Consider the following 26,304-nt stretch of genomic DNA (forward strand, 5'->3'; position numbering starts at 1 on the left):
GCCACGAACGATAAGGTAGATCGCTATGGCAGCTGCAAAAGAGATTCGCACCCAGATCGGGAGCATCAAGAACACGCAGAAGATCACCAGCGCCATGGAAATGGTGGCTGCGTCGAAGATGCGCAAGGCACAGGACCGGATGAAGGCCAGCCAGCCCTATGCCAAGCAGATCCGCAAAGTCGTGGGCCACGTCGCCGATGCCAACCCGGAGTACAAGCATCCGTGGATGGAAGAGCGCGAGGTCAAGCGGGTCGGCTACATCGTGGTCTCCTCCGACCGCGGGCTGTGCGGTGGCCTCAACGTCAACCTGTTCAAGTCCGTGGTGAAGGATGCCAAGGCCCAGCGTGAGCAGGGCGCCGAACTCGACTTCTGTGCCCTGGGCAGCAAGGCCACCGGTTTCTTCCGCAAGTTCGGCGGCAGCCTGGTCGCGGCCAAGAGTGGCCTGGGCGAGGCGCCGGATCCGGAGGACCTGATCGGCAGCGTGAAGGTCATGCTGGATGCATACGACGAGGGCAAGCTGGACCGCCTCTACGTGGTGTTCAACGAGTTCGTCAACACCATGACCCAGAAGCCGGTGGTGCGTCAGCTGTTGCCCCTGTCGGCCGAGATGGGGACGGAAGCGTCCACCGAAGAAAACAAGCGTCCCGGTAGCTGGGACTACCTGTATGAGCCGGATGCCAAGGCGCTGCTGGATAGCTTACTCGTGCGCTTCGTCGAGGCGCAGGTCTATCAGGCGGTGGTCGAGAACGTGGCGTGCGAGCAGGCCGCTCGGATGATCGCCATGAAGAGCGCCACCGACAACGCCGGCAATCTGATCGACGACCTGGAGCTGGTGTACAACAAGGCCCGTCAGGCGGCCATTACCCAGGAAATCTCCGAGATCGTCGGTGGCGCCGCCGCCGTTTAGCGTCGGGGAGGGCACTGCCCTCCCGGCAAGCAGGTTTCATTTGCAGGTATTTGAGAGGAACCAAGATGAGCGGACGTATCGTACAAATCATCGGCGCGGTGATTGACGTAGAGTTTCCGCGGGACGATGTGCCCAAGGTCTACGACGCGCTGAAGGTCTCGGACACCGGGACCGTTCTCGAGACCCAGCAGCAGCTGGGTGACGGCGTGGTGCGCACCATCGCCATGGGCACCACCGAAGGCCTCAAGCGCGGCCTGAACGTGGTCGGCACCGGTGCCCCCATCTCCGTGCCGGTCGGCAAGGAGACCCTGGGCCGCATCATGAACGTGCTGGGCGAGCCCATCGACGAGGCGGGCGAGATCGGCGAAGAAGAGCGCATGCCGATTCACCGCAAGGCGCCGGGCTATGCCGATCAGGCCGCGTCCGAGGAGCTGCTGGAGACCGGCATCAAGGTCATCGATCTGGTGTGCCCGTTCGCCAAGGGCGGCAAGGTCGGCCTGTTCGGCGGCGCCGGCGTCGGCAAGACCGTCAACATGATGGAGCTGATCCGCAACATCGCCACCGAGCATAGCGGCTACTCCGTGTTTGCCGGCGTGGGCGAGCGGACTCGTGAGGGTAACGACTTCTATCACGAGATGACCGAATCCAACGTCATCGACAAGGTGTCGCTGGTCTACGGTCAGATGAACGAGCCGCCCGGCAACCGTCTGCGCGTGGCCCTGACCGGCCTGACCATCGCCGAGAAGTTCCGCGATGAAGGCCGCGACGTACTGCTGTTCGTCGATAACATCTACCGCTACACCCTGGCCGGTACCGAGGTCTCCGCCCTGCTGGGCCGCATGCCCTCCGCGGTGGGCTACCAGCCGACCCTGGCCGAGGAGATGGGCGTCCTGCAGGAGCGCATCACCTCCACCAAGGATGGCTCGATCACCTCCGTACAGGCCGTCTACGTGCCCGCGGATGACCTGACCGACCCGTCCCCGGCGACCACCTTCTCGCACCTGGATGCGACCGTGGTACTGGCGCGCTCGATCGCCGAGCTGGGTATCTACCCGGCCATCGATCCGCTGGACTCCACCTCGCGCCAGCTCGACCCGCTGGTCGTCGGCGACGAGCACTACGGCACCGCTCGCGGCGTGCAGGGCGTGCTGCAGCGCTACAAGGAGCTCAAGGACATCATCGCCATCCTGGGCATGGACGAGCTGTCCGACGAGGACAAGCTGGCCGTCTCCCGGGCGCGTAAGATCCAGCGCTTCCTGTCGCAGCCGTTCTTCGTCGCCGAGGTCTTCACCGGGTCGCCCGGCAAGTACGTGTCCCTGAAGGACACCATCCGCGGCTTCCAGGGTATCCTCGACGGTGAGTATGACGAGCTGCCCGAGCAGGCCTTCTACATGGTCGGCACCATCGACGAGGCCGTCGAGAAAGCCAACCAGATGAAGTAATCCCTCCACCTGGGAGACGTCATCATGACGAAAAGCTTCAAGTGCGAGATCGTCAGCGCCGAGGCGTCGATCTACTCCGGGTCCGCCGAGCAGGTAGTGGCGGCCGGTGCCATGGGGGATCTGGGGATCCTGGCCGGGCACACGCCGTTGCTCACCGAGCTGGCGCCGGGTCCGGTAAGGATCGTCCATGGCGGGGGTGAGGAAGATCACTTCTACGTCTCGGGCGGTTTCCTCGAGGTACAGCCCAACGTGGTCACGGTGCTGGCGGATACCGCCGTGCGCGCCGACGACCTCGACGAGGCCGCCGCCGAGGAGGCCCGTCAGCACGCGCTGAAGGAGATGGGCGACAAGTCTGCGGAGCTCGACTACAGTCACGCCGCCGCAGAGCTGGCCGAGGCCATGGCGCAGCTGCGTACCATCCAGCAGGTGCGTCGCAAGGCCGGCCGCGGCTAACGCCCGACTCGTGTCTCGACCTCGACGCCCTCCGGATCCTGTCCGGGGGGCGTCGTCGTTTGTGGGCCCTTGAGACGCCACCGGTTTCTTCCCGCCGGCTTCCGGGCCGGCCTCGCCTCGGGAGGCCCTGCATGTCACTGAGCGAACCCCTGAAGACGCACAAGGCGACGCTGCTCGCCGCCCTGGAGGGCGATGACGCACGCCTGCACGGCCTGCTGCCGGAGCTGCGCTCCGCCGATATCGCCGAGATCCTCGAGACCCTGGTCGAGGACGATCAGGACATGCCTCAGGCCCTGGCGCTCTTCTCGCGGCTGCCGCTGGAGCGGCGCGCCAGCGTGATCGGCCACCTGCCAGGCGACGAGCAGCTGGCGATCACCGAGGCGCTGGACGACGAGGTCCTGCTCGCGATCCTCGAGGAGATGGGCGCCGACGAGCGGACCGACCTGTTCAAGACCCTGGGTGACGACCGTCGCGAGGCCCTGCTGCGGCGCATGGCCCGCCAGGAGCGCGAGGCGCTCAAGCGCCTGGCGAGCTACGCGGAGGGCACCGCCGGGGCGTTGATGACCTCGGACTACGTGGCGATTCCCGCCGGCCTGACGGTGTCCCGGGCGATGATGCGGGTACGCCAGACCGCACCGGATGCCGAGACCGTTTACCAGCTCTACATCGTCGATCCCGACGGTCGCCTGGCCGGCACCCTGTCGCTGCGCCAGCTGATGGTGGCGCGGCCCGGGGCCCGGGTCGACGACCTGATGATCCATGAAGTTATCCACACCAGGGTGGACGTGCCCCAGGAGGAGGTCGCGCGCATCGTCGCCCGCTACGACCTGCTGGCACTGCCGGTGGTCGATGCCGAGCGGCGCCTGATCGGGATCGTCACCCACGACGATGCCATGGACGTGGTGGAGTCCGAGGCCACCGAAGATATCCACAAGGGGATGTCGATCGGCGCCCTGGAGGGGGGCGTGCGCCGGGTGCCGCTGTGGAGCCTGTATCGCAAGCGGGTGTTTTGGCTGGTGCTGCTAGTGTTCGGCAACCTCTTCTCCGGGGCGGGCATCGCCTACTTCGAGGAGACCATCGCCGCCCAGGTGGCGCTGGTGTTCTTCCTGCCGCTGCTGATTGGCAGCGGCGGCAACGCCGGCGCCCAGGCCGCCACCCTGATGGTGCGCGGCATGGCCACCGGTGACGTGGGCATCAAGGACTGGGGCAAGCTGCTCGGCCGCGAGCTGCTGGTGGCGGGTGCCCTGGGGCTGACCATGGCGCTGGCGGTGGCGCCCATCGGGGTGATTCGCGCCGGTGAGGCGGTGGCCCTGGTGGTGGCGGTGAGCATGATCGCCATCGTGCTGTTCGGCAGCCTGCTCGGCATGTGCTTGCCCTTCGTGCTCGATCGCCTAGGCTGGGACCCGGCCACCGCCTCGGCGCCGCTGGTGACGACCCTGATCGACGCCTCGGGCGTGGTGATCTACTTCGGCTTCGCCACCGCCATGCTCTCAACACCCTGAGCCACCGGCGGCGGACAGGCGGGTCGCACAGGTGTATCCTCTGGGGCCCTCTGCCCCCGTTATCCTACCCCCGACACGGACCGTTCCATGGACTGGCTACAGATCTTCGTCCTCTCCATCGTTCAGGGATTGACCGAGTTCCTGCCGATCTCCAGCTCCGCCCACCTGATCCTGGTACCGGTCTTCACCGACTGGGACGATCAGGGACTGGTCTTCGATGTTGCCCTGCACATCGGCAGCCTGAGCGCGGTGGTGCTCTATTTTCGCCACGAACTGGTCGGCATGACCACCAGCTGGTGTCGCAGCGTGGCGGGACGCGGCACCGACGACGAGGCGCGCCTGGCCTGGTGGGTGATCCTGGCCACCATTCCCGTCGGGCTGGCGGGGCTGGCCTTCGAGGACGCCATCCAGGGGATCATGCGCTCGCCGCTGGTCATTGCCGGCGGCCTGATCGGCTTCGGGCTGCTGCTGGCCTACGCCGACTGGCGGCATCGCGGCACCCGTAACGAGTACCGCCTGAGCTGGCGGGATGCCCTGTGGATCGGGCTGGCCCAGGCGCTGGCGCTGATCCCGGGAACCTCGCGCTCCGGCATTACCATGACCGCCGGCCTGCTGCTTGGCCTGAACCGCGAGGGGGCGGCCCGCTTCTCCTTCCTGCTCTCGATCCCGGTGATCGTGCTTGCCGGGGGGCTGGAGATCCTCCATCTCGCCGGCGCCGCCGTGCCGGTGGACTGGGGCGCCCTGATCATGGGGGCGCTGCTTTCGGGGATCAGCGCCTATCTGTGCATCCACTTCTTCCTGGTCTTCATCAAGCGGATCGGCATGCAGCCCTTCGTGGTCTACCGTCTCGTGCTGGGTGTCGCACTGCTCTGGCTCTTCGGAGGCGCCTGACATGACGCTATTGCGTTCGCTCCTGTTGTCCCTGCTGCTTGGCCTGCTGCTGTCGGGCTGTTCCGAACGCGACCGCCCGCTGGACTCTCCGGTGACCCTCGAGGGCGAGATCTTCGGCACCTTCTATCAGGTGAGCATTGCTGACCCTCTGACCCAGGGCGAGGCCAACGAACTCGAGGCCGGCTTGCTCGCCGAGCTCGAGGCGGTGGATGCCGCCATGTCCACCTGGCGCGACGACTCCGAGCTGATGGCCTTCAATCGCGCCCCGCTGGGGAAGTGGCAGCCGCTCTCCGACCCCCTGATCGAGGTGCTGGCCATCGGCCAGTCGGTGGCCGAGGCTAGCGGCGGGGCCTTCGACATGACCATCGGCGACCTGGTCAACCTGTGGAGCTTCGGCCCCGAGGCGCGACCCCGGGAGGTGCCAGGTGACGCGGCCCTGGCCGCGCGACTGGCCGAGGTCGGGCCCGACAGCCTGGAGGTCGACGCCGAGGCCCGCCAGGCGCGACGCCTGCGCGACGTCTTCGTCGACCTCTCCGGTGTGGCCAAGGGGCACGCGACCGATCGTGTCGCCGGCTATCTCGACCGCCAGGGGCTCGACCACTACCTGGTCAACCTGGGCGGCGAGATCAAGGTGAGCGGCCACCGCGACGCCGAGTCGGCCCCCTGGCGGATCGGCATCGAGGTGCCTCGTGACGGCCGCCCCGAGGCGCAGCACGTGTTTGCCCTCGAGGACATCGCAGTGGCGACCTCAGGTGATTACCGCAACTACTTCGAGGAGGACGGCCAGCGCTATTCCCACACCCTGGATCCCCGCACCGGCCGGCCCATCGAGCATCGCCTGGCCTCGGCGACGGTCGTGCACCCCTCCGATGCCTGGGCCGACGCCTGGGCCACCGCGCTGCTGGTGCTGGGCGAAAAGGACGGCATGGCGCTGGCCCGGGAGCGAGAGCTCGCCGTACTGATGCTGGTGCGCCAGGGCGGGGGGTGGATCAGCCTGGCGAGCCCGGCCTTCGCGGAACGCTTCGATCGCGAGGCGATCGAGGCGCTGGGCGTGACGGTGGTCGACGGCGCGTCGGCCGAGATGGCGGATGAGCCTGCCCGCCCCCTAGAATAGAACCCATCAAATGGACCCGGACAAGGAGTCATGATGACGCTCGACGTGGTGATACTGGCAGCCGGGCAGGGAACCCGGATGCGCTCGACCCTGCCCAAGGTGCTGCACCGCCTGGCCGGCAAGCCGATGGTGCGACACGTGATCGATACCGCCGAGGGGCTCGCGGCCGAGCGCACCCATGTGGTGGTCGGCCATGGTGCCGAACACGTGCGCGAGGCCCTGGCCGAGATGCCGACCGAGAGCCGCGTACGCTTCGCCTTGCAGGCCGAGCAGAAGGGCACCGGCCATGCCGTGGCCCAGGCCCTGGATGGCCTCGGCGAGGGCAAGGTACTGGTGCTCTACGGTGACGTGCCGCTGATCCGCCGCGAGACGCTGGTGGAACTGCTGGCCCGGGTCGACGAGCAGCATCTGGGCCTGCTCACCGTCACCCTGGACGATCCGGGCGGCTACGGGCGTATCCTGCGTAACGAGGATGACGAAGTGGTGGCCATCGTCGAGCACAAGGATGCCTCCGAGGCCGAGCGGGCCGTGCGCGAGTGCAACACCGGCATCATGGCCATGACCGCGGCTCAGCTGCGCCGCTGGTTGCCTAGCCTCTCCGCCGATAACGCCCAGGGCGAGTACTACCTTACCGACGTCATCGCCATGGCCGCCGCCGAGGGCGTGCGGATCGCTACCGTCCAGCCGGCGCGGCCCCAGGAGGTCGAGGGCGTCAACAACCGCGCCCAGATGGCCCGCCTGGAGCGTGCCCTCCAGCACGACATCGCCGAGCGTCTGATGGAGCAGGGCGTGGCGCTCGCCGACCCGGCACGGCTCGACGTCCGGGGGCGCCTGACCTGCGGCCACGACGTGGAGATCGATGTGGGCTGCGTCTTCGAGGGCGACGTCGAGCTCGGCGAGGGGGTGCGCATCGGCCCCCACTGCGTGATCCGCGACAGTCATGTCGGCGCCGAGTCGGTGATCGAGGCCCATAGCGTCCTCGAGGGTGCCGTGGTGGCCGGTCATAACCGCGTGGGGCCCTTTGCCCGGCTGCGGCCGGGGTCGCGCCTGGCAGTCGGTGCCAGGGTCGGCAATTTCGTCGAGACCAAGAATGCCGAGGTGGGCGAGGGCAGCAAGATCAACCACCTGAGCTATGTCGGCGACGCTCGGCTAGGGCGCGACGTCAACGTCGGCGCCGGCACCATCACCTGCAACTACGACGGCGCCAACAAGCACTATACCGAGATCGACGATGGGGCCTTCATCGGCTCCAACACCGCCCTGGTGGCACCGGTGATCGTCGGCCGAGGTGCCACCGTGGGGGCCGGTTCGACCATCGCCAAGGACGTGCCCGATAATGCCCTGGCGGTCACGCGTGGCCGCCAGATCAGCAAGCCCGATTGGCCGCGGCCGACCAAGCGTCAGGAACCCTGAGGAGAACTTCGTATGTGTGGAATCGTCGGCGCCGTTGCCGAGCGCAACGTCCAGGGCATCCTGCTGGAGGGCTTGAAGCGCCTGGAGTACCGCGGTTATGACTCGGCGGGAATGACGGTGCGTTCGCCCGAGGGGCGCCTGCAGCGCCAGCGGGCGCTGGGCAAGGTGGCCGCCCTGGAGGAGCGGCTGATCGCCGAGCCGCTGCCGGGACGCAGCGGTATCGCTCACACCCGCTGGGCGACCCACGGTCGCCCCAGCGAGGAGAACGCCCACCCCCACCAGTCCGGCGAGCGCCTGGCGGTGGTGCACAACGGCATCATCGAGAACCACGAAGCCCTGCGCCGTGAGCTCGAGGCCGAGGGCTACGCCTTCACCTCCGAGACCGATACCGAGGTGATCGCCCACCTGCTGGAGCGGGAGAGCCGCCGCGAGGGCGACCTGCTCGGCGCGGTACGCGAGGTGCTGGCGCGCCTCGATGGCGCCTATGCCCTGGGTGTGATTCATGCCGACGAGCCCGACGTGATCATCGGTGCCCGCAAGGGCAGCCCGCTGGTGGTGGGCGTGGGCATCGACGAGGCCTTCCTCGCTTCCGACCCGCTGGCGCTGCTGCAGGTCACCGACCGTTTCCTCTACCTGCAGGAGGGTGATGCGGTGCGCCTCTCCCGGGGCGGCGTGATCGAGGTGGTCGATGCCCAGGGCCAGGCGGTCGAACGCGAGGTGCAGACCTTCGAGCACGGCGATGGGGCGGCCAGCAAGGGTGACTACCGTCACTTCATGCTCAAGGAGATCCATGAGCAGCCGACGGTGATCGCCGCGGCCCTGGAGGGGCGCCTGGGCGAGCGCTCGGCGTTGGTGGAGAGCTTCGGTCCCGAGGCCGAGGCGCTGTTCGGCCGGGTCAAGCAGATCCATATCGTGGCCTGCGGCACCAGCTACCATGCCGGCATGGTGGCCCGCTACTGGCTGGAGCGCTACACCGGGCTGCCGGTGCAGGTGGAGGTGGCCTCGGAGTATCGCTATCGCCGGGTGGTGGTTCCGGAGGACACCCTGTTCGTGACGCTCTCCCAGTCCGGCGAGACCGCCGATACCCTGGCGGCACTGCGCTTCGCCAAGGAGCGCGGCTACCTGGGCAGCCTGGCGATCTGCAACGTGCCGGGCAGCTCCCTGGTGCGCGAGTCGGACCTGACCCTGATGACCCGGGCCGGACCCGAGATCGGCGTGGCCTCTACCAAGGCCTTTACCACTCAGCTCACCGCCCTGATGCTGCTGACCCTGGCGCTGGGTCGGGTCCGCGGCCTCGAGGCCTCCGAGCAGGCGAGCCTGGTCGAGGCGCTGCGCGGCCTGCCGGGCCTGGTGGCGCGGGTGCTGGCGCTGGATCCGGCCATCGAGGCCCTCGCCACGGCCTTCGCCGAGAAGCACCACGCGCTCTTCCTGGGGCGCGGGGCCCATTTCCCCATCGCCCTGGAGGGGGCGCTGAAGCTCAAGGAGATCTCCTACATCCACGCCGAGGCCTATCCGGCGGGTGAGCTCAAGCACGGGCCCCTGGCGCTGGTCGACAGCGAGATGCCGGTCATCTCGGTGGCGCCCAATGACGACCTGCTCGACAAGCTCAAGTCCAACCTCCAGGAGGTGCGGGCCCGTGGCGGCGAGCTGTTTGTCTTCGCCGACGCGGGGGTGGGGCTGGCCGAGGAGGAGGGCGTACAGGTGCTACACCTGCCCGAGGTGCACGAGGCGTTGGCGCCGATCCTCTACACCGTGCCGCTGCAGCTGCTCAGCTATCACGTGGCGGTGCTCAAGGGCACCGATGTCGATCAGCCGCGCAACCTCGCCAAGTCCGTCACCGTGGAGTGACGATGCCGCCGCCGCGCCTGCATCTGGGCCTGCCCATGTGGGCCAATCCCGATTGGCGTGGCGGCCTCTACCCGCCCCACGGCGGCAGCGATGACTGGCTGTCCGACTATGCCCGGGTATTCTCCACCGTGGAGGGCAACACCACCTTCTACAGCGGGGCGCCGCGGCCCTCGACGGTGGCCGCCTGGGCGCGCCAGGCGCCGCCCTCCTTCCGCTTCTGCTTCAAGCTGCCGGCGAGCCTGACCCACGAGAAGCGCCTGGAGGGCATCGAGGCCGACCTCGAGGCCTTCCTCGCGGCGCTCACCCCCCTGCACGACCGGCTCGGGCCGACCATGGTGCAGCTGCCCCGGGATGTCGGTCCCGAGGTGCTACCCCGGCTCGAAGCGCTGCTGGCGCGCTGGCCGACTGAACTGCCCTGCGCCGTCGAGGTCCGCCACCCGGAATTCTTCCACAAGGGGAGGGCCGAAATGGCCCTCAACCGGTTGTTGATAACTCACGGGGCCGATCGGGTGATGCTCGATGTGCGGCCGCTGTTCGCCACGCCCCCCGAGGTGCGTGCCGGCCTGGCTCGGGCCCAGGCCGATAAGCCGCGACTCCCATTACACGTGCTTTCCACGGGCGACTTCCCGCTGGTGCGCTTCATCGGCCACCTCGACGACGCCATCAACGAACAGGTCTTCACCCCCTGGGTCGAGCGTCTCTGCCTGTGGATAAAACAGGGGAAAAGCCCTTTCCTACTTGTGCACACGCCGGATAACCGCCAGGCCCCCGACCTCGCGCGACGCCTCCATGCACGGCTCGCCGAGCGCATTTCACTCCCGCCCCTGGAGGCCTTCGCTGGCACGTCCCAGGCCTCGCTGTTCTGATCCATCCTGACAGGTGCCGGAAGACACCGGTGGTTTTGCTCAGGGCTATCGCCGTTAGCTCAGCCTCGAAAGCGAAAGGCGCCGGGAAAGCCTTGAGCGATGTTGCCAACTGCGATAGCCCTGTGGTTTTGCCCGGATGACTGGTCAACAAGCGTATGATCGGATACTTTTACGGGTCGATCGTCACTTGCCATCGGATCTTGTGGGGTTCCGTACGTATCCCGTGTGATTCCCCGTCGTGATCCATCAGGAGGTGTCCGCGGTTCACCTCGCGAAGGACCCGCGGAAGTTGTACCGGCAGCGATCCTGTCTGGCATCCGTAATGCCCTTGAAAGCGGCATCCCGCGATCCGGGATGACGTGGACGTGGCGACTACAACCACAACGCCGTCATCGCATCCGATCGATCGATGACGACACGTACCATCAGGGTGATTTATGTCTACCAAGCAACATGCACACTGGTCTTCCCGACTGACCTTCATTCTCGCCGCCACCGGCTCCGCCGTCGGCCTGGGCAATATCTGGAAGTTCCCCTATATGGTGGGCGACAGCGGCGGTGCCGCCTTCGTGCTCATCTACCTGCTCTGTATCGGCCTGGTTGGCCTGCCGATCCTGGTCGCCGAATGGTTGGTCGGCCGTCGAGGCCAGAAGAACCCGGCCAACGCCATGGCCGATCTGGCCACGTCGGCCGGGGCCTCCCGCGGCTGGATGATCGTCGGCATCGGCGGCATCCTCGGTGCCTTCCTGATCCTCTCCTTCTACAGCGTGATCGGCGGCTGGTCGCTCTACTACACCCTGAGTTCGGTCACTGGGGCCTTCAGCGGCCAGGACGCCGACGGCATCGGCGCGCTGTTCAGCGGCATGCTGGCGAGCCCCGGCCTGCTGCTGGCGGGACACTCGGTGTTCATGCTGCTGGTGATCGGTATCGTCGCCCGCGGCGTGACCAAGGGCCTCGAGGGCGCCGTGCGCAGCCTGATGCCGGCACTGGGCGTGCTGCTGGTGGTGCTGGTGGGCTACGGCATGACCACCGGTCACTTCGGCGAGGCCCTGGGCTTCATGTTCAACCCCGACTTCTCGAAGGTGGACGGTAGCGTGGTCCTGGCGGCCATGGGTCAGGCCTTCTTCACGCTGTCGCTGGGCATGGGCATCATGATGGCCTATGGCTCCTACCTGAACGAGGAGATCAACCTGCTCAAGACCGCGCGCACCGTGATCATCCTCGATACCCTGGTAGCGCTGGTCTCCGGCCTGGCGATCTTCCCCATCGTCTTCGCCAACGGGCTGGATCTCAGCTCCGGCCCGGGTCTGATCTTCGTCACCCTGCCGCTGGCCTTCGGCAACATGGGCGGCGGCGTCATCCTCAGCCTGATGTTCTTCCTGCTGCTCACCTTCGCGGCCCTGACCTCGGCGATTTCGCTGCTCGAGCCGGTGGTGGAGTTCGTCGAGGAGCGCACCCCGCTGTCGCGCTTCGCCTCCACCCTGGTGGCCGGGGCGGCGACCTGGGCACTCGGCATCGCGGCGCTGCTGGCGTTCAACGTCTGGAGTGACGTGCTGATCTTCGGCCTGAACATCTTCGACCTGCTCGATACGGTGACCAGCAAGTTCCTGCTGCCGCTGACCGGCCTGCTGGCGATCGTCTTCGTCGCCTGGGTGCTGGATCGCGAGGGCGTGCGTCGGGAGCTGGGTCTCGGCGAGACCGGCGCGAAGGTATGGACCGTGATCTCCCGCTTCATCGCGCCCATCGGCGTGATCGCGGTGTTCGTCTCCAGCCTCTGAGCCTGACCGCCGGCTCGCGCCGGCGCGTCACGTCTCCTTCGAGCCCCGCCCTGCGGGGCTCGTTGCATGTGGGGAAGAGGCGCCGCGCTTCGCGGTCAGTGCATCTCGTCTTCCACCAGCGCCTCCTCGGGGAGCGGGGCAATCTCCTGGGACAGGCGCTTGAATTCGTTGTGCAGCTCGATGCCGCGGCGGGCCCGCAGGTTGCGCTGGGCGGCGGTGCGAGACCGCTGCTCGTGCTCGGCGACTTCCATGCTCATGAAGATGTCGAGGAGTTCACTCTTGAGGGAGGATAACCGTTCGACATTACGCATGATCGACTCTCCTAAAAGATTCGCGACAATGCATGTCTTACTATATATCACTTGACAGAATGATGAAGGCGCATGCTGAAAATGCACAACGCGCTGTCAGCGCGGCGCATCTGTCGTCGAGCCTTCATGCCCCACGGGGTGCGCATCGCCCCTCGGCTTGGGGCATACTGTGATCATGAAACCACCTATCGTTTTGCCGCCTCGCCGTGAGGCGGCTCGCCAGCAAGGAGCCTCCGCGTGAGCCGTGCCCTGTTCGATGAGATGAGACGTCGCATGGAGCACTTTCGCCGCTCCGAGCAGAAGGTTGCGCGCTTCGTGCTGCGTAACCCCGAGGAAGTGATCCACATGCGCATCGTCGACCTGGCCACCGAGGCCAAGGTCAGCGAGCCCACCGTGGTGCGCTTCTGCCGCGCCCTGGGCTGCAATGGCTTCCAGGACTTCAAGCTCCAGCTGGCGCAGATGCTGGCCTCCGGCAGCCAGTTCGCCCAGTTCTCGATGAACGACAGCGACTCGGTGGTGGAATTCTCCCACAGCATCTTCGACTCCACCGTGGGCACCCTGCTGTCGGTGCGCGACCGGCTCGACAACGAGGCGCTGAGCCAGGCCATCAACGCCCTGGCCATGGCCAATCGGGTGGAGTTCTACGGCTTCGGCGCCTCGGGGGCCGTGGCCGCCGATGCCCAGCACAAGTTCTTCCGCCTGCAGATCTCCACCGCCGCCTACACCGACCCGCACATGCAGAACATGTCGGCGGTGACCCTGAAGGAGGGCGACGTGGTGGTGGCCATCTCCCAGACCGGCCGCACCCGGGCGCTGGTGGCCAGCGTGCGCCTGGCGCGCGAGGCCGGAGCGACGGTGATCGGGCTCTGCCCCAGCGGCTCGCCGCTCGCCGAGGAGGTCACCCTGCCGCTCTATATCGATGTCCACGAGGATACCGAGATCTACACCCCCATGAGCTCGCGCATCGCCCACCTGGTGCTGGTCGACGTACTGGCGGTGGGCGTGGCCAAGACGCGGGGGCCGCGGCTCGCCGAGCAGCTTCGCGAAGTGAAGAAGAGTCTCAATCCGCTGCGCTTCCCCGAACCCAAGCCATAAGCTTTAAGCCGGAAGCTTGAAGAAAACCCGACCGGGCTTCGCCCCGAGCCAGAAGTCATAAGCTGGAAGAAAACCCTCGACCCCAGTTGTGGGGGTCATGCTGCCTTCGAGCTTCGAGCTTCGAGCTTCGAGCTTCGAGCTTCGAGCTTCGAGCTTCGAGCTTCGAGCTTCGAGCTTCGAGCTTCCCGCTTCCCGCTTCCCGCTTCCCGCTTCCCGCTTCCCGCTATGCTAAGCTATCGGCCCATTTTCCGAGCAGCGATGCCTTCCCCATGGACGACGTCACGGCGATTCTCGACCACATGAACCCGGCTCAGCGCGAGGCCGTCAGCGCCCCCCAGGGCAACCTGCTGGTGCTGGCCGGGGCCGGCTCCGGCAAGACCCGGGTGCTGGTTCACCGCATCGCCTGGCTGATGCAGGCCGAGGGGCTCTCGCCCTATGCGCTGCTCGCCGTGACCTTCACCAACAAGGCGGCGCGCGAGATGCGTACCCGCCTGGAGGCGCTGCTCGGCATCTCGCTGCGCAACGTCTGGGTCGGCACCTTCCACTCCATCGCCCACCGCCTGCTGCGTACCCACTGGCAAGACGCGCGCCTGCCCCAGCACTTCCAGATCATTGACAGCGACGACCAGCTGCGCCTGGTCAAGCGGCTGCTCAAGGACCACCGCGTCGACGACGAGCGCTTCCCGCCGCGTCAGGTGCAGTCGTTCATCTCCGGCTGCAAGGAGGAGGGGCTGCGCCCCCATCAGGTCGATGCCCATGGCGACGCCTACATGGCCCAGATGGTCGAGCTCTACGAGCGCTACCAGCTGACCTGTGAGCGCGGCGGCCTGGTCGACTTCGGCGAGCTGCTGCTCAGGAGCCTGGAGCTTCTGCGCGACAATCCGGCGCTGCTGGCCCACTACCGGGAGCGCTTCGGCCACGTGCTGGTCGACGAGTTCCAGGACACCAACACCCTGCAGTATGCCTGGCTCAAGCTGCTGACCGGCATGTCGACACCGATGACCGTGGTCGGCGACGACGACCAGTCGATCTACGGCTGGCGTGGCGCGCGCATCGAGAACATCCGCCGCTTCGAGCAGGAGTTCCCCGGCACCAAGACCGTGCGCCTGGAGCAGAACTACCGCTCCACCAGCGCCATCCTCGACGCCGCCAACGCCCTGATTCGCCACAACAGCGAGCGCATGGGCAAGGAGCTGTGGACGGCCGGCCACCGCGGCGAGCCGATCTCGGTCTACGCGGGCTTCAACGACCTGGACGAGGCGCGCTTCATCGTCGACACCCTCCGCGAGAAGGTCGAGGAGGGCGTCAATCGCCGCGAGATGGCGATCCTCTACCGCTCCAACGCCCAGTCGCGGGTGCTCGAGGAGACGCTGATTCGCCAGGGCGTGCCCTACCGCATCTACGGCGGTCAGCGCTTCTACGAGCGCCTCGAGATCAAGAACGCCCTGGCCTACCTGCGCCTGCTGCTCAACCGTGACGACGACGCCTCGCTGGAGCGGGTGATCAACGTGCCGGCTCGGGGCATCGGCACGCGCACCGTGGAGGTGCTGCGCACCCGCGCCCGGCAGACCGAGGTCTCGCTGTGGCAGTCGCTGCACGATGCCCTGCTGGATGCCTCACTCAAGGGACGCGCCGCCACAGCCGTGCGCGCCTTCGCCGACCTGATCGAGCGGCTCGACAACGACACCGCGGGCCTGGCGCTCCACGAGATCATCGATCACGTCATCACGACCTCCGGACTGATCGAGCACCACCGCAGCGAGAAGGGCGAGAAGGGGCAGGCGCGGGTCGAGAACCTCGAGGAACTGGTCACCGCCGCCAAGGCCTTCACCCAGGGCGAGAGCTTCGAACCGCCCGAGGCCGGTGAGGGCGGTGCGGCGCTGGAGGCCTTCCTCTCCGAGGCGGCGCTCAACGCCGGCGATCACGAGGCCGACGAGTTCGAGGACTGCGTGCAGCTGATGACCCTGCACTCGGCGAAGGGGCTGGAGTTCCCGGTGGTGTTCATCGCCGGGGTCGAGGAGGGGCTCTTCCCGCACAAGATGTCCATGGAGGAGCCGGGGCGCCTGGAGGAGGAGCGCCGGCTCTGCTACGTGGGCCTGACCCGCGCCATGCGCAAGCTCTACCTGACCCACGCGGAGCTGCGACGGCTGCACGGCAAGGAGACCTTCCAGCGGCCGTCGCGCTTCCTGCGCGAACTGCCGGAGGAGTACCTGGAGGAGGTGCGCCTGCGTGGCCAGATCTCCCGGCCGGTGACCACTCGCCCGAGCGCGGGGCTCTCCCGCCAGACCTCGGTGGACGGGGGCGGCGAGCTGCCGTCCCTGTCGCTGGGCCAACGGGTCAATCACCCGGTCTTCGGTGAGGGGGTGATCCTCAATGCCGAGGGGGAAGGCGAGCGTGCGCGGGTGCAGGTCAGCTTCGAGGGCGAGGGCGACAAGTGGCTGGTGCTGGGCTTCGCCAAGCTCACGCCGCTGTGACGCCTGCCCGCCTCTGCGCGCCGTGACGCCCCGCCCCCGATCGGGGCGGCGCTTGCCGGGTAATTCAGCCGTGTCGCATACTCGTGGACAGACACGTGTTTAGCCCGCAGGCACTGTGGGAAGAATAATCACACCTGGAGTCACGCTCGCATGCAACGCCGCGTATTTCTCAAGAACAGCCTCAAGACCGTGGGCGTCGGTGCCGCCGCCGGCGCCACCGTCCCCTTCATCGCCACGGCCAGCGCCCAGGAGACCATCACCTGGGACATGGTGACCTCCTGGCCCAAGAACTTCCCGGCACTCGGTACCGGCGCCAACGACTTTGCCGCGCGTATCGAGCGGATGTCCGGGGGTCGCATGAAGATCCGCGTGCACGGCGCGGGTGAACTGGTGCCCGCCATGGAGGTGTTCGATGCGGTGGGCGAGGGCACGGCCGAGCTGGGCCACTCCGCCTCCTACTACTGGCGCGGCAAGACCCTGGCCGCCCAGTTCTTCACCGCCGTGCCCTTCGGCATGACCACCACCGAGACCAATGCCTGGCTCTATCACGGCGGCGGTCAGGAGCTCTGGGACGAGGAGTACGCCAAACACAACCTCAAGCCCTTCCCGGTGGGCAACACCGGCACCCAGATGGCCGGCTGGTTCAAGAAGGAGATCGCCTCGCTTGCCGACATGCAGGGCCTCAAGTTGCGGCTGCCGGGACTGGCCGGCGAGGCGATGAACCGCATCGGCGTGACCACCGTGAACACTCCCGGGTCCGAGATCTTCACCTCCCTGCAGACCGGCGTGCTGGACGCCGCCGACTGGGTCGGCCCCTACAACGACCTGGCCTTCGGCCTGCACCAGGTGGCCCCGTACTACTACACCTCGGCCTGGAACGAACCCAGTGCCGTGCTCGAGGGGATGGTCAACCTGGACGCCTGGAATGCCCTGCCCGACGACCTCAAGGCGGTGGTCAGCGAGGCGGCCATGGCCTCCAACCTGGCGATGATCAGCGAGTTCGCGGTGCGCAACGCCGAGGCCCTCGAGACCCTGGTCGACGAGCATGGTGTGCAGCTGCGCACCTTCCCCGAGGAGGTGCTGGTGGCGCTTCACGATGCCGCCCGGCAGGTCCTCGCCGAGCAGGTGGAGAAGGACGAGGCGTCGCGCCGGGTCTACGACTCCTACACCGCCTTCCAGCAGAAGGTGCGTCGCTTCACCGACGTGGGCGAGTTCGCCTACCTGAAGACTCGGGAAAAGGTCGGCGCCTGACGGCTGCCGCTGAGCCTTTCGGATACCGCCATGGGCGCCCTCGCGGCGCCCATGTGCTGCCGGGGCGTGTCTCTTGCCGGGATATCAGTCGTGCTGGCGCACGCCGCGGATCCGTCCGTTCTCGTCCAGGGCGACCATCACGAAGCGTGCCTCGGTGACCTTGTGCAGCTCCTGGGGATCGCGCTCGTGGGGGGCGCGGATCCACACCTCCACGTCGATCTTGATCGAGCTGTGACCGATCTCGCTGACGCGGGTGAAGATATTCACCATGGAGCCCACCCGCACCGGGCAGAGGAAATCCATGGCCTCGATGGCCACGTTGGCCGTGCGGCCCAGGGCCTCGCGGCCGGCGGCCACCTCGGCGGCCTCGTCCATGCGGGCGACCAGCCAGCCGCCGGGAATGTCGCCGTGCAGGTTGGTATCCTGGCGAGTGGCCAGCAGCTTGAGGGTCAGCTGACCCTGCGGGGCGGGGGTATCGTCGATGTCTGTCATGGCGGGCGTTACGACTCGCATTGTTGTTGTGGGGGGCGTCGAGGCGGTGGAGGTGTTCATCGCCGCTCCATGGTATACGTCGAGGGCCCGCGTTCACCACCGTGGCGGCGCGACATCCTGCCGCCGGCCACGATCTCCCGGTATCGTCTTCTTCATCTTCGCGTCTCGAGGAGCCGCCATGTCCGTCGTCCCGTTCCGCCGTCTGATTCACTGGCTGTTGCTGATCGCGTTCTGCGTGCCCCTGGCTCAGGCGCAGGCCGATGATCGTGATCGGGGAGAGGCGATCGTCGGGACCCTAGGGACGATGGGCTCCGATACCATGGCGGGGCTGATGCTGCGCTGGGGGGAAGCCCTGGTGCGCCGCCATCCCGGCATTCGGCTGCAGCTGCAGGCCAGCGGCTCGGCCAGTGCCCCGCCGGCGCTGGTGGCCGGGACCACCCGGCTGGGGCCGATGTCGCGCCCCATGAGCGACGCCGAGCGCCACGCCTTCGTCGCGCGTCACGGCTATCCGCCGCGTGAGCTCACGGTGGCCCGCGACGCCCTGGTGGTGGTGGTGCACCGTCACAACCCCCTCGCGGGTCTCGGGCGCCGCGAGCTGGATGCCGTCTTCTCCGACACGCGGCGCTGCGGGGCGCCGGCCGCGATCCGCGACTGGCAGGCGCTGGGGGTCGATTGGCCCGAGGGGCGTATCCGCCTCCACGGCCGCAACGCCGCCTCCGGCACTCAGGCGCTGTTCCGGCGGGTCGCGCTCTGCAGTGGGCTCTTCCGTCCGGCCGTCAACGAACACCCCGGCTCGGCCGCGGTGGTGGCGGCGGTGGCCGAGGACCCGCGGTCCATCGGCTACGCCGGCCTCAATCACCTCACGTCGGGCGTCAAGGCGCTGGCCCATCGCATCGATGACGGGACGCTTCGCGCCCCTGACCCCGAAGCGGTGCGACGCGGCGAGTATGCCCTGTCGCGCGACCTCTATCTCTATCTCAACGTGCCTCCCGGCGAGGCGCTGCCGGCCCCCGAGCGCGCCTTCCTCGACCTGGTGTTGTCTCCCGCCGGGCAGGCCGTCGTCGAGGAGCTCGGCTTCGTTGCCCTGCCCGAGGCGCAGCGACGACGCCAGCGCCGCGCGCTGGCGCTGGATGACGGCGGCTGAGGCTGTCATCCGCCTGTCATCACCCTGTCGTACTCTTACTTTAGCCCTCGTTTTCCACAGGTCCGGTCATGCTCGACTCCCCCCCGCCGACTGCCGTGCGACGCCGCCTGCGTCAGGGGCGCGATCGCCTGGCCACCGCGCTGATCACCGCGGGGGGCATCGGCGTAATCGCCGCGCTGCTGGCCATCGGGCTCTTCCTGGCGGTGGAGGTGGTGCCGCTGTTCTGGCCGTCGGGGGAGGCGAGTGCGATCCACGCCGAGGCGCTCTGGGGGGGCGGTGAGACGGCCGCCGAGGACGCCACCCGCCATCGCTGGGCGCCCACGGCCACACTGACCTCAGGCGAGGCGCCGCGGATCAGCCTGGTGCCGCTGGCCTGGGGCACCCTGGAGGCGGCGGCCTGGGCGCTCGCGATCGCCGTGCCCCTGGCGCTGGGGGCGGCGGCCCACTCCTCGCTGTTCATGTCCCGGCGCCTGCGCAGCCGCCTGAAGCCGACACTGGAGCTGATGGAGGCGCTGCCGGGCGTGGTCGTCGGCTTCGTCGCCGGCCTGGTGCTGGCGCCCTGGGTCGAGCGTCATCTGGCCGAGGTCGTCGCCTGCCTGGTGCTACTGGTGCCGGGGCTGCTGCTGGCCGGCGGGCTGCGCTCGCGGCTTCCCGCTCGCTGGCGCGAGGCGCTGCCGCTGGGCTGGGCCGGGCTGTGGCTGGTGCCCTGGTTGGCGCTGGTGCTGGCCGCGTCCGTGTGGCTCGCCCCCTGGCTCGAGGCGCTGGCGTTCGACGGCGACCTGCGCCGCTTCCTGGAGCTGCGCCTGGGGCTCGATATCGCCGTGCGCAATGCCTTGATCGTCGGCGCGGCCATGGGTTTCGCCGTGATGCCGAGTATCTATGCGCTCGCCGAGGATGCCCTCTCGGGGGTGCCGGCGAGCCTGGCGGAGGGCGCCCAGGCGCTGGGGGCGACCCGCTGGCAGACTCTCTGGAGGGTGGTGCTGCCCGCGGCGTCGCCGGGCATCTTCTCGGCGGTGATGATCGGTGCCGGGCGGGCCGTGGGCGAGACCATGATCGTGCTGATGGCCAGTGGCAATGCCGCCCTGATGACCCTCAATCCCCTCGACGGCCTGCGCTCCCTGGCGGCGACCATCGCCATCGAGCTGCCGGAGGCCGGCCCCGGGGGCGTGCACTATCAGTTGCTGCTGCTGGCGGCCCTGGCGCTGTTCGTCTTCACCTTTCTGGTCAATACCCTGGCCGAGCTGGTGCGTACGCGGCTGCGCCGGCGCTATCGGCGGCTGGGAGGCGGATCATGAAGGCAGAACCTTCTCGCCGGCTGCGCCTGCCCCGTGGCGAAGGCGCCGGGGCCTGGCTCGCCGCGGGTAGCGTGGCGCTCTCGCTGCTGGCATTGCTGGCGCTGCTGGCACTGCTGACCGTGCGTGGCTTGGGGCACTTCTGGCCATCGCCCGTGGAGCTCGTCGAGCTCGAGGGTGGCCGGCAGCTCGCCGGCGAGCGGGTCCGCGAGGTGCCGCACGCCGGCGGCGACGGCCTCGAGCGGCTCTATCGCATCGGCAACCAAGACCTGGAGGGCGGGCGCTGGGCCTGGGTGAGGCTCTCGGCCATCGAGGCGGTCAGCCATCCCGCGGATCTGGTGGTGGTGGAGCGCCGTCGCTGGGGGCAGGCGATCGGCCGGCTGTCGGCGTTTCAGGGCGCCAGCGGTGAGCGGATCGAGGGGGAGGCCGCCTGGCCGGCCCTCGAGGCACGCCTGGCCGAGCTCGGCACGCTGCGCGACGCCCGGGACCGCCTGCGCGAGGAGGTGATCCTGCCGCTCGCCGGGCGAAACGACGAGACGGCGGCACGCGAGCTTAAGGCGGCCCACGCCCGGCTGCGCGAGCTGCAGTCGGCCATGGCGGGCGGGCGCCTGATTCTGGCGACCGCTGACGGAGAAGGGCTCGCGGTGCCGCTGGAACAGCTGCTCGGTGCGCGTCGCCCCAATGCCATGTCGCCCCTCGACAAGCTCGTCGCCTGGGGCGAGGGCGTCTGGCGCTTCCTCTCCGAGGGACCGCGGGCGGCCAACACCGCCGGCGGCGTCTGGCCGGCGATCTTCGGCACCGTGCTGATGGTCATGCTGATGTCGATCCTGGTGACGCCCTTCGGCGTGCTGGCGGCGATCTATCTTAACGAGGTGGCCCACCAGGGGCGGTTGACGCGGCTGGTGCGCATCGCCGTGCGCAACCTCGCCGGAGTGCCCTCCATCGTCTACGGCGTCTTCGGCCTCGGGGTCTTCGTCTACGGCATCGGCGGTCGTCTGGACAGCTGGTTCTTCGAGGCGTCCCTGCCCTCACCGACCTTCGGCACCGGCGGGCTGCTGTGGGCCTCCCTGACCTTGGCGCTGCTGACCCTGCCGGTGGTGATCGTGGCCACCGAGGAGGGGCTGGCGCGGATTCCCGACCAGCAGCGTGAGGGCGCCCTGGCGCTGGGCGCGACCCGGCTGGAGATGCTCTCCCGGGTGGTGCTACCGATGGCCGCCCCGGCCATGCTCACCGGGGTGATCCTCGCCGTGGCCCGGGCCGCCGGCGAGGTCGCGCCGCTGATGCTGGTGGGGGTCGCCAAGCTGGCGCCCCAGGTGCCGGTGGACGGCGACTTTCCCTTCCTGCATCTTGAAAGGAAGTTCATGCACCTGGGCTATCACATCTTCGATGCCGCCTTCCACGGCGGCGATGTCCAGGCCGCGATGCCGCTGGTCTATGCCACGGCGCTGCTGCTGGTGCTGGTGATCCTGGTGCTTAACCTGACCGCAATATTTCTGCGTCATCATCTGAGTACGCGTCACGGGGCGCTCACGCGTCGATGAGCCCTCAAGCGTGGCGCCACCCGGGAGTCTCGATGCCACTCGTGAAGGAACAGCGATCGTCGCCCGACTCGGCGGCGATCATCGACTTTCCCCCCGAGGCCAGCAGCCTGGCCATCCGGGGGCTGAGTCTCGCCTATGGCGACAAGTCGGCGCTCAACAACCTCACGCTGAGGGTGCCACGGCATCGCGTCACCGCCTTCATCGGCCCCTCGGGCTGTGGCAAGTCGACCCTGCTGCGGGTGCTCAATCGCCTCCACGATCTCAACGACGAGGTGGTGCGCGAGGGCGAGGTGATGCTCGAGGGGGAGGACATCCATGCCCCCGAGGTGTCGGTGGCGGAGCTACGGCGACGGGTGGGCATGGTGTTCCAGTCGCCGAACCCCTTCCCGATGTCGATCCACGACAACGTGGCCTTCGGGCTGCGCCTGCAGGGCGGGCTGAGCAAGCGCAAGCGTGACGACATCATCGAGTGGGCGCTGCGTTCGGCGGCGCTGTGGGACGAGGTGAAGGATCGGCTGCGCGCCTCGGCCTGGTCGCTCTCCGGCGGCCAGCAGCAGCGCCTGGTGATCGCCCGGACCCTGGCGGTGGGCCCCGAGGTGCTGCTGCTCGACGAGCCGGCCTCGGCGCTCGACCCGATCTCGACGCTGAAGATCGAGGAGTTGATCCGCAACCTGAAGTCGCACCTGACCCTGGTGCTGGTCACCCACAACATGCAGCAGGCGGCGCGAGTCTCCGACTACACCGCCTTCCTGCAGCAGGGGGAGCTGGTCGAGTACGCGCCCACCGACACCCTGTTCACCAATCCGCGCCTGGCGCGTACCGAGAACTACATCACCGGGCGCATGGCCTGACGGCCGGCCCCAAGGAGAGATTCCATGGACATTACCAGCGATATCCACAGCCAGCATATCTCGCGGCAGTTCAACCAGGAGCTCGACGAGCTCAAGACGCACCTGATGGCCATGGGCGGCCTGGTCGAGAAGCAGGTCCAGGACGCCGTGGGCGCGCTGCTCGACCGCGACTCGGAGCTCGGCCAGCGGGTGGTCGACAACGATCGCGCCGTCAACGACATGCAGATCAAGATCGACGAGGAGTGCACCCAGGTGCTGGCGCGGCGCCAGCCCACCGCCTCGGACCTGCGCCTGGTGCTGGCGGTGATCCGCGCCGCCTCCGACCTGGAGCGCATCGGCGACGAGGCGAGCAAGATCGCGCGCAACGCCATCGACCTGATCGAGTCCGATAGCGGCAACCGCGGCTTCGTCGAGGTGCGCATGATTAGCGAGCACGTGCGCCGCATGGTGCGCGATGCCCTGACCTCCTTCGCGCGCCTGGATACCGAGCTGGCGCTGAAGCTGGTCCACGAGGACGACGAGGTCGACAACGAGTACGGCAGCGCCATGCGCTCGCTGATGACCTTCATGATGGAGGACGCCCGCTCGATCTCGCCGGTGCTCAGCGTGATGTGGATCCTGCGCGCCCTGGAGCGCATCGGCGACCACGCCAACAACCTGGCCGAGTACGTCGTTTACCTGGTCAAGGGACTCGATATCCGCCATACCGATCCCGAGGACCTCGACAAGGACATGTTCGAGCGCAATCCTTGACCGCGCGGCTCGCTTGACCCTCAATGCGCAGGCCGCCGCCCCTCGGGCGGCGGCCTTTACGTGATGATGAGGACTGTCCGGATGCTCGATGCCTTCACCGCGCTGACCCGCGGCACCCGCCTGGTCTACTCCCCCGGCCTGCGCCGCTACGTATTCCTGCCGATACTCGTCAACCTGCTGGTCTACGGCACCATGCTCGGCTACGTGCTGGGCCACTTCGGCGGCTGGCTCGACGGCTGGATGGCGATGGTGCCCGAGTGGCTCTCCTGGCTCTCATGGCTGATCTGGCCACTGTTCGTGGTGAGCCTGGTGCTGATCGTCTTCTTCACCTTCACCCTGGTGACCCACCTGATCGCCGCGCCCTTCTACGGCTTCCTGGCGGCGCGGGTGGAGGTCGAGGTGACCGGGCGGCCCCCGCTGGACGACCGGGGCCTTACGAAGACCGCCGTGGACGCCATGGCTCGCGAACTGGTCAAGCTGGCTTATATCCTGCCGCGCATGGCGCTGCTCTTCGTGCTGAGCTGGATCCCGGTGCTCAACCTGATCGCGCCCCTGCTGTGGGCGGCCTTCACGGCCTGGATCATGGCGATCACCTACCTCGACTACCCGATGGACAACAACAAGGTCAGCTTTCGCGACATGCGCGCCCGGCTCGCCGCGCGCCGCTGGCCGACCCTGACCTACGGCGGCTGGGTGACCCTGATCACCTGGCTGCCGCTGGCCAACCTCTTCCTGCTGCCCGGTGCCGTGGCCGCCGCGGTGCTGATGTGGGAGCGCCACTACCGGGGCATTGAGGCCGGCGCGGCACCTGGCGGGCCGCCTCAGGCGCGCTGAGCGTTCTCGATCGTGTCGCGCAGGCGCTCGGCGGGGAAGCGGCAGCGGAAGGTGGCGCCGCGGCCGGGACGCGAGTCGATCTCCAGCCGGGCGTCGTGGCGCAGCAGGACGTGCTTGACGATGGCCAGGCCCAGGCCGGTGCCGCCGGTGGCGGTGCTGCGGCCCTTGTCGACCCGGTAGAAGCGCTCGGTGAGGCGCGGCAGGTGCACCGGGTCGATGCCCTCGCCGTCGTCCTGCACCTCGAGGCAGGCACCGTCCCCCTGGGCCCGCCAGCGCAGCACGATATGACAGCCGTCGCCTGAGTAGCGCACGGCGTTGAAGGCCAGGTTGGAGAGCGCGCTGCGAACCTCCTTCTCGTTGCCGATCAGGGTCTTGGGTGCCTCGTCCTCCACCGAGATGACGTGACGCCCGCCGGAGAGCGCGTCGGCATCGCGGCGCACCGCCTCGAGTAGCGTCGCCATGTCGAGCGGGCCATCGTGCCGGCCGCCTCGGTCGATCTCCAGGCGCGACAGCAGCAGCAGATCGTCGACCAGGTTCTGCATGCGCTCGGTCTGCGCCTGCATCGCCGACAGTCCGCGGCCCAGCCGGATCGGCAGCTGATCGGCCATGTCCGTGTAGGTCTCCAGGTAGCCGGCCAGCACCGTCAGCGGCGTGCGCAGCTCGTGGGAGACGTTGGCCACGAAGTCGCGGCGCATCTGCTCCAGGCGATGCAGGCGGGTGATGTCGCGCGCCATCACCAGGCGCTCGTCGTCGCCATAGAGGGTGATCTGGAACTGCAGGATCTGCGACTCGTCGATGGGCGAGGCGAGGGTCAGCGGTTCCCGGTAGTCGCGGCCGTGGAAGTAGTCGACGAAGCGCGGGTCGCGCAGCAGGTTGGTGATGTGCTGGCCGCGGTCCTGGTGGGGCTGGAAACCGAGCATCTGCTCAGCGGCGCTGTTCCACCACTCTAGGTCGCCGTGGCGGTCGAGCATCACCACGCTGTCGCGCATCGCCTCCGAGGACTCCTGGATGCGTTGCAGGGTCGCGCGCAGGCGCTGCTGGGTGAGGCGCTGGCTCTTCTGGTAGCGATAGAGGCGATCGAAGAGCTCGCCCCACAGGCCGCTGGCGGCGGGCGGCTCCTCCTGGGGGCGGTGGGTCAGCCACTGGTAGAGGGCGTGGAGCTGGCGCAGGTGGAAGGCCAGACAGAGTGCGAGGCCGGCGGCGATGCCGGTCGGGATGGCGCCGAAGGGCCAGCCGAGCAAGGCGCCGGCGGCGACCAGGGCCGCCAGGCGCCCGCCCTCGCGTTTCCACAGGCGACCCACGTCAGCCCTTGGCGGAGAACCGGTAACCGGTGCCACGGACGGTCTGGATCAGCTGCTGGTGGGGCTCGCCCAGCGCCTTGCGCAGGCGGCGGATGTGTACGTCCACGGTGCGCTCCTCGACATAGACGTTGCCGCCCCACACCTGGTCGAGCAGCTGGCCGCGGGTGTAGGCGCGTTCCTGATGGGTCATGAAGAACTGCAGCAGGCGGTACTCGGTGGGCCCCATCTCAAGCGACTGGCCGTCGACGCTGACCCGATGGCTGACCGGGTCGAGCACCAGGCCGTCGATCTCCACCGCGTCCTCGATGCCCTGGGGGGTGGCGCGGCGCAGCACGGCCTTGAGGCGCGCCACCAGCTCCCGCGGCGAGAAGGGCTTGGTGATGTAGTCGTCGGCCCCGGCTTCGAGCCCCTGGATCTTGTTGTCCTCCTCGCCCTTGGCGGTGAGCATGATGATCGGCAGTTCCGCGGTGGCCTCGTCACGCTTGAGGCGGCGGGCCAGTTCGATGCCGCTGGTGCCGGGCATCATCCAGTCGAGCAGCACCAGATCGGGCTGGTGATCGACCACCATGGCGTGGGCCGCCTGGGCACTGTCCGCCTCGAGGACGCGATAGTCGGCCATCTCCAGCGCCACCGCGATCATCTCGCGGATCGGCGCCTCATCGTCGACGATCAGTATGGTCTTGGCGCTCATCCCGAAGCCTCATGGTCTATGGCAGGTCGATGACGATGACAACACGTCATGATGACAATA

23 protein-coding genes are annotated in these 26,304 nt (G+C 68.1%); 19 read left to right on the top strand and 4 right to left on the bottom strand.

The window, feature by feature from the left end:
• The first annotated feature begins 25 nt into the window (after nt 1-25).
• The 10 genes from atpG to FEI13_RS01100 all read left to right on the top strand — a co-directional run bounded on the left by atpG (nt 26) and on the right by FEI13_RS01100 (nt 12,214).
• Complete coding sequence (atpG, locus tag FEI13_RS01055; protein ID WP_138178820.1) at nt 26-907, top strand: F0F1 ATP synthase subunit gamma; 882 nt, start codon at nt 26-28, stop codon at nt 905-907.
• A gap of 65 nt (nt 908-972) precedes the next feature.
• Nucleotides 973-2,349: a F0F1 ATP synthase subunit beta gene (atpD, locus tag FEI13_RS01060; protein ID WP_138178821.1), complete on the top strand. Its 1,377-nt coding sequence runs from the start codon at nt 973-975 to the stop codon at nt 2,347-2,349.
• Nucleotides 2,350-2,373: 24 nt separating this feature from the next.
• Complete coding sequence (locus tag FEI13_RS01065) at nt 2,374-2,802, top strand: F0F1 ATP synthase subunit epsilon (protein ID WP_138178822.1); 429 nt, start codon at nt 2,374-2,376, stop codon at nt 2,800-2,802.
• Nucleotides 2,803-2,933: 131 nt separating this feature from the next.
• Entirely contained in the window at nt 2,934-4,304 is a 1,371-nt protein-coding gene (gene mgtE, locus FEI13_RS01070) for a magnesium transporter (protein ID WP_138178823.1), read from the top strand.
• Nucleotides 4,305-4,391: 87 nt separating this feature from the next.
• On the top strand, nt 4,392-5,195 hold the full coding sequence (locus FEI13_RS01075) for an undecaprenyl-diphosphate phosphatase (protein ID WP_138178824.1): 804 nt from the start codon (nt 4,392-4,394) through the stop codon (nt 5,193-5,195).
• Between the two features lies 1 nt (nt 5,196).
• Nucleotides 5,197-6,309, top strand: a complete 1,113-nt coding sequence (locus tag FEI13_RS01080; protein ID WP_138178825.1) for an FAD:protein FMN transferase — start codon at nt 5,197-5,199, stop codon at nt 6,307-6,309.
• A gap of 30 nt (nt 6,310-6,339) precedes the next feature.
• Entirely contained in the window at nt 6,340-7,722 is a 1,383-nt protein-coding gene (gene glmU, locus FEI13_RS01085) for a bifunctional UDP-N-acetylglucosamine diphosphorylase/glucosamine-1-phosphate N-acetyltransferase GlmU (protein WP_166462109.1), read from the top strand.
• 12 nt (nt 7,723-7,734) lie between these two features.
• Nucleotides 7,735-9,570, top strand: a complete 1,836-nt coding sequence (gene glmS, locus FEI13_RS01090; protein WP_138178826.1) for a glutamine--fructose-6-phosphate transaminase (isomerizing) — start codon at nt 7,735-7,737, stop codon at nt 9,568-9,570.
• The gene (locus FEI13_RS01095) at nt 9,567-10,436 is read left to right on the top strand and encodes a DUF72 domain-containing protein (RefSeq protein WP_138178827.1); all 870 of its coding nucleotides are present in this window, start codon (nt 9,567-9,569) and stop codon (nt 10,434-10,436) included. The genes glmS and FEI13_RS01095 overlap by 4 nt, the downstream gene beginning before the upstream one ends.
• Nucleotides 10,437-10,873: 437 nt before the next feature.
• Complete coding sequence (locus tag FEI13_RS01100) at nt 10,874-12,214, top strand: sodium-dependent transporter (RefSeq protein ID WP_138178828.1); 1,341 nt, start codon at nt 10,874-10,876, stop codon at nt 12,212-12,214.
• A 95-nt stretch (nt 12,215-12,309) separates the two neighbouring features.
• Here FEI13_RS01100 and FEI13_RS01105 read toward each other — a convergent pair whose 3' ends face one another.
• Nucleotides 12,310-12,525 (bottom strand): PA3496 family putative envelope integrity protein, encoded by a 216-nt coding sequence (locus FEI13_RS01105; RefSeq protein WP_138178829.1) that lies wholly within the window; start codon nt 12,523-12,525, stop codon nt 12,310-12,312.
• A 237-nt stretch (nt 12,526-12,762) separates the two neighbouring features.
• Here FEI13_RS01105 and hexR point away from each other — a divergent pair, with 237 nt between their 5' ends.
• From hexR to FEI13_RS01120, 3 genes are all read left to right on the top strand, one after another.
• A complete protein-coding gene (gene hexR / locus FEI13_RS01110; RefSeq protein WP_138178830.1) occupies nt 12,763-13,620 on the top strand; it encodes a transcriptional regulator HexR in 858 nt (285 codons plus the stop codon).
• Between the two features lie 269 nt (nt 13,621-13,889).
• Nucleotides 13,890-16,094: a DNA helicase II gene (gene uvrD, locus FEI13_RS01115; RefSeq protein ID WP_138178831.1), complete on the top strand. Its 2,205-nt coding sequence runs from the start codon at nt 13,890-13,892 to the stop codon at nt 16,092-16,094.
• 150 nt (nt 16,095-16,244) lie between these two features.
• Nucleotides 16,245-17,345 carry a TRAP transporter substrate-binding protein gene (locus FEI13_RS01120; RefSeq protein ID WP_138178832.1) on the top strand — a complete coding sequence of 367 codons (1,101 nt, stop codon included), beginning with the start codon at nt 16,245-16,247 and terminating at the stop codon, nt 17,343-17,345.
• A gap of 84 nt (nt 17,346-17,429) precedes the next feature.
• Here FEI13_RS01120 and FEI13_RS01125 read toward each other — a convergent pair whose 3' ends face one another.
• A complete protein-coding gene (locus tag FEI13_RS01125; protein WP_193555705.1) occupies nt 17,430-17,837 on the bottom strand; it encodes an acyl-CoA thioesterase in 408 nt (135 codons plus the stop codon).
• Nucleotides 17,838-18,015: 178 nt separating this feature from the next.
• On the opposite strand from FEI13_RS01125, the gene FEI13_RS01130 reads away from it, so the two are divergent.
• The 6 genes from FEI13_RS01130 to cysZ all read left to right on the top strand — a co-directional run bounded on the left by FEI13_RS01130 (nt 18,016) and on the right by cysZ (nt 24,252).
• A complete protein-coding gene (locus FEI13_RS01130; protein ID WP_138178833.1) occupies nt 18,016-18,981 on the top strand; it encodes a phosphate ABC transporter substrate-binding protein in 966 nt (321 codons plus the stop codon).
• Between the two features lie 68 nt (nt 18,982-19,049).
• Nucleotides 19,050-20,276: an ABC transporter permease subunit gene (locus tag FEI13_RS01135; protein ID WP_138178834.1), complete on the top strand. Its 1,227-nt coding sequence runs from the start codon at nt 19,050-19,052 to the stop codon at nt 20,274-20,276.
• Entirely contained in the window at nt 20,273-21,814 is a 1,542-nt protein-coding gene (gene pstA, locus FEI13_RS01140) for a phosphate ABC transporter permease PstA (RefSeq protein ID WP_138178835.1), read from the top strand. Before FEI13_RS01135 ends, pstA begins: the two co-directional genes overlap by 4 nt.
• A 32-nt stretch (nt 21,815-21,846) precedes the next feature.
• Nucleotides 21,847-22,665, top strand: a complete 819-nt coding sequence (pstB, locus tag FEI13_RS01145) for a phosphate ABC transporter ATP-binding protein PstB (RefSeq protein WP_138178836.1) — start codon at nt 21,847-21,849, stop codon at nt 22,663-22,665.
• 24 nt (nt 22,666-22,689) lie between these two features.
• On the top strand, nt 22,690-23,418 hold the full coding sequence (gene phoU, locus FEI13_RS01150; RefSeq protein ID WP_138178837.1) for a phosphate signaling complex protein PhoU: 729 nt from the start codon (nt 22,690-22,692) through the stop codon (nt 23,416-23,418).
• 81 nt (nt 23,419-23,499) lie between these two features.
• Complete coding sequence (gene cysZ / locus FEI13_RS01155; RefSeq protein ID WP_138178838.1) at nt 23,500-24,252, top strand: sulfate transporter CysZ; 753 nt, start codon at nt 23,500-23,502, stop codon at nt 24,250-24,252.
• Here the strand turns inward: cysZ and phoR are convergent.
• Nucleotides 24,240-25,553, bottom strand: coding sequence for a phosphate regulon sensor histidine kinase PhoR (gene phoR, locus FEI13_RS01160; protein ID WP_138178839.1), 1,314 nt, complete (start codon nt 25,551-25,553; stop codon nt 24,240-24,242). The two genes, cysZ and phoR, sit on opposite strands and share 13 nt — an antisense overlap.
• Before the next feature lies 1 nt (nt 25,554).
• Nucleotides 25,555-26,244, bottom strand: a complete 690-nt coding sequence (gene phoB, locus FEI13_RS01165; RefSeq protein WP_138178840.1) for a phosphate regulon transcriptional regulator PhoB — start codon at nt 26,242-26,244, stop codon at nt 25,555-25,557.
• Nucleotides 26,245-26,304 lie beyond the last annotated feature (60 nt).

It is taken from the genome of Halomonas urmiana, from assembly GCF_005780185.1.
Classification (GTDB): Bacteria; Pseudomonadota; Gammaproteobacteria; order Pseudomonadales; family Halomonadaceae; genus Halomonas; species Halomonas urmiana.

Excerpts from the sequence above, each read along its gene's own strand:
- atpG (WP_138178820.1), top strand. The coding sequence starts at position 26 with ATGGCAGCTGCAAAAGAGATTCGCACCCAGATCGGGAGCATCAAGAAC.
- pstB (WP_138178836.1), top strand. The coding sequence starts at position 21,847 with ATGCCACTCGTGAAGGAACAGCGATCGTCGCCCGACTCGGCGGCGATC.
- FEI13_RS01065 (WP_138178822.1), top strand. The coding sequence starts at position 2,374 with ATGACGAAAAGCTTCAAGTGCGAGATCGTCAGCGCCGAGGCGTCGATC.
- FEI13_RS01100 (WP_138178828.1), top strand. The coding sequence starts at position 10,874 with ATGTCTACCAAGCAACATGCACACTGGTCTTCCCGACTGACCTTCATT.
- pstA (WP_138178835.1), top strand. The coding sequence starts at position 20,273 with ATGAAGGCAGAACCTTCTCGCCGGCTGCGCCTGCCCCGTGGCGAAGGC.
- FEI13_RS01080 (WP_138178825.1), top strand. The coding sequence starts at position 5,197 with ATGACGCTATTGCGTTCGCTCCTGTTGTCCCTGCTGCTTGGCCTGCTG.
- glmS (WP_138178826.1), top strand. The coding sequence starts at position 7,735 with ATGTGTGGAATCGTCGGCGCCGTTGCCGAGCGCAACGTCCAGGGCATC.
- cysZ (WP_138178838.1), top strand. The coding sequence starts at position 23,500 with ATGCTCGATGCCTTCACCGCGCTGACCCGCGGCACCCGCCTGGTCTAC.
- atpD (WP_138178821.1), top strand. The coding sequence starts at position 973 with ATGAGCGGACGTATCGTACAAATCATCGGCGCGGTGATTGACGTAGAG.
- FEI13_RS01120 (WP_138178832.1), top strand. The coding sequence starts at position 16,245 with ATGCAACGCCGCGTATTTCTCAAGAACAGCCTCAAGACCGTGGGCGTC.
- mgtE (WP_138178823.1), top strand. The coding sequence starts at position 2,934 with ATGTCACTGAGCGAACCCCTGAAGACGCACAAGGCGACGCTGCTCGCC.
- FEI13_RS01075 (WP_138178824.1), top strand. The coding sequence starts at position 4,392 with ATGGACTGGCTACAGATCTTCGTCCTCTCCATCGTTCAGGGATTGACC.
- FEI13_RS01105 (WP_138178829.1), bottom strand. The coding sequence starts at position 12,525 with ATGCGTAATGTCGAACGGTTATCCTCCCTCAAGAGTGAACTCCTCGAC.
- FEI13_RS01135 (WP_138178834.1), top strand. The coding sequence starts at position 19,050 with ATGCTCGACTCCCCCCCGCCGACTGCCGTGCGACGCCGCCTGCGTCAG.
- glmU (WP_166462109.1), top strand. The coding sequence starts at position 6,340 with ATGATGACGCTCGACGTGGTGATACTGGCAGCCGGGCAGGGAACCCGG.
- phoU (WP_138178837.1), top strand. The coding sequence starts at position 22,690 with ATGGACATTACCAGCGATATCCACAGCCAGCATATCTCGCGGCAGTTC.
- uvrD (WP_138178831.1), top strand. The coding sequence starts at position 13,890 with ATGGACGACGTCACGGCGATTCTCGACCACATGAACCCGGCTCAGCGC.
- FEI13_RS01130 (WP_138178833.1), top strand. The coding sequence starts at position 18,016 with ATGTCCGTCGTCCCGTTCCGCCGTCTGATTCACTGGCTGTTGCTGATC.
- FEI13_RS01125 (WP_193555705.1), bottom strand. The coding sequence starts at position 17,837 with ATGACAGACATCGACGATACCCCCGCCCCGCAGGGTCAGCTGACCCTC.
- phoB (WP_138178840.1), bottom strand. The coding sequence starts at position 26,244 with ATGAGCGCCAAGACCATACTGATCGTCGACGATGAGGCGCCGATCCGC.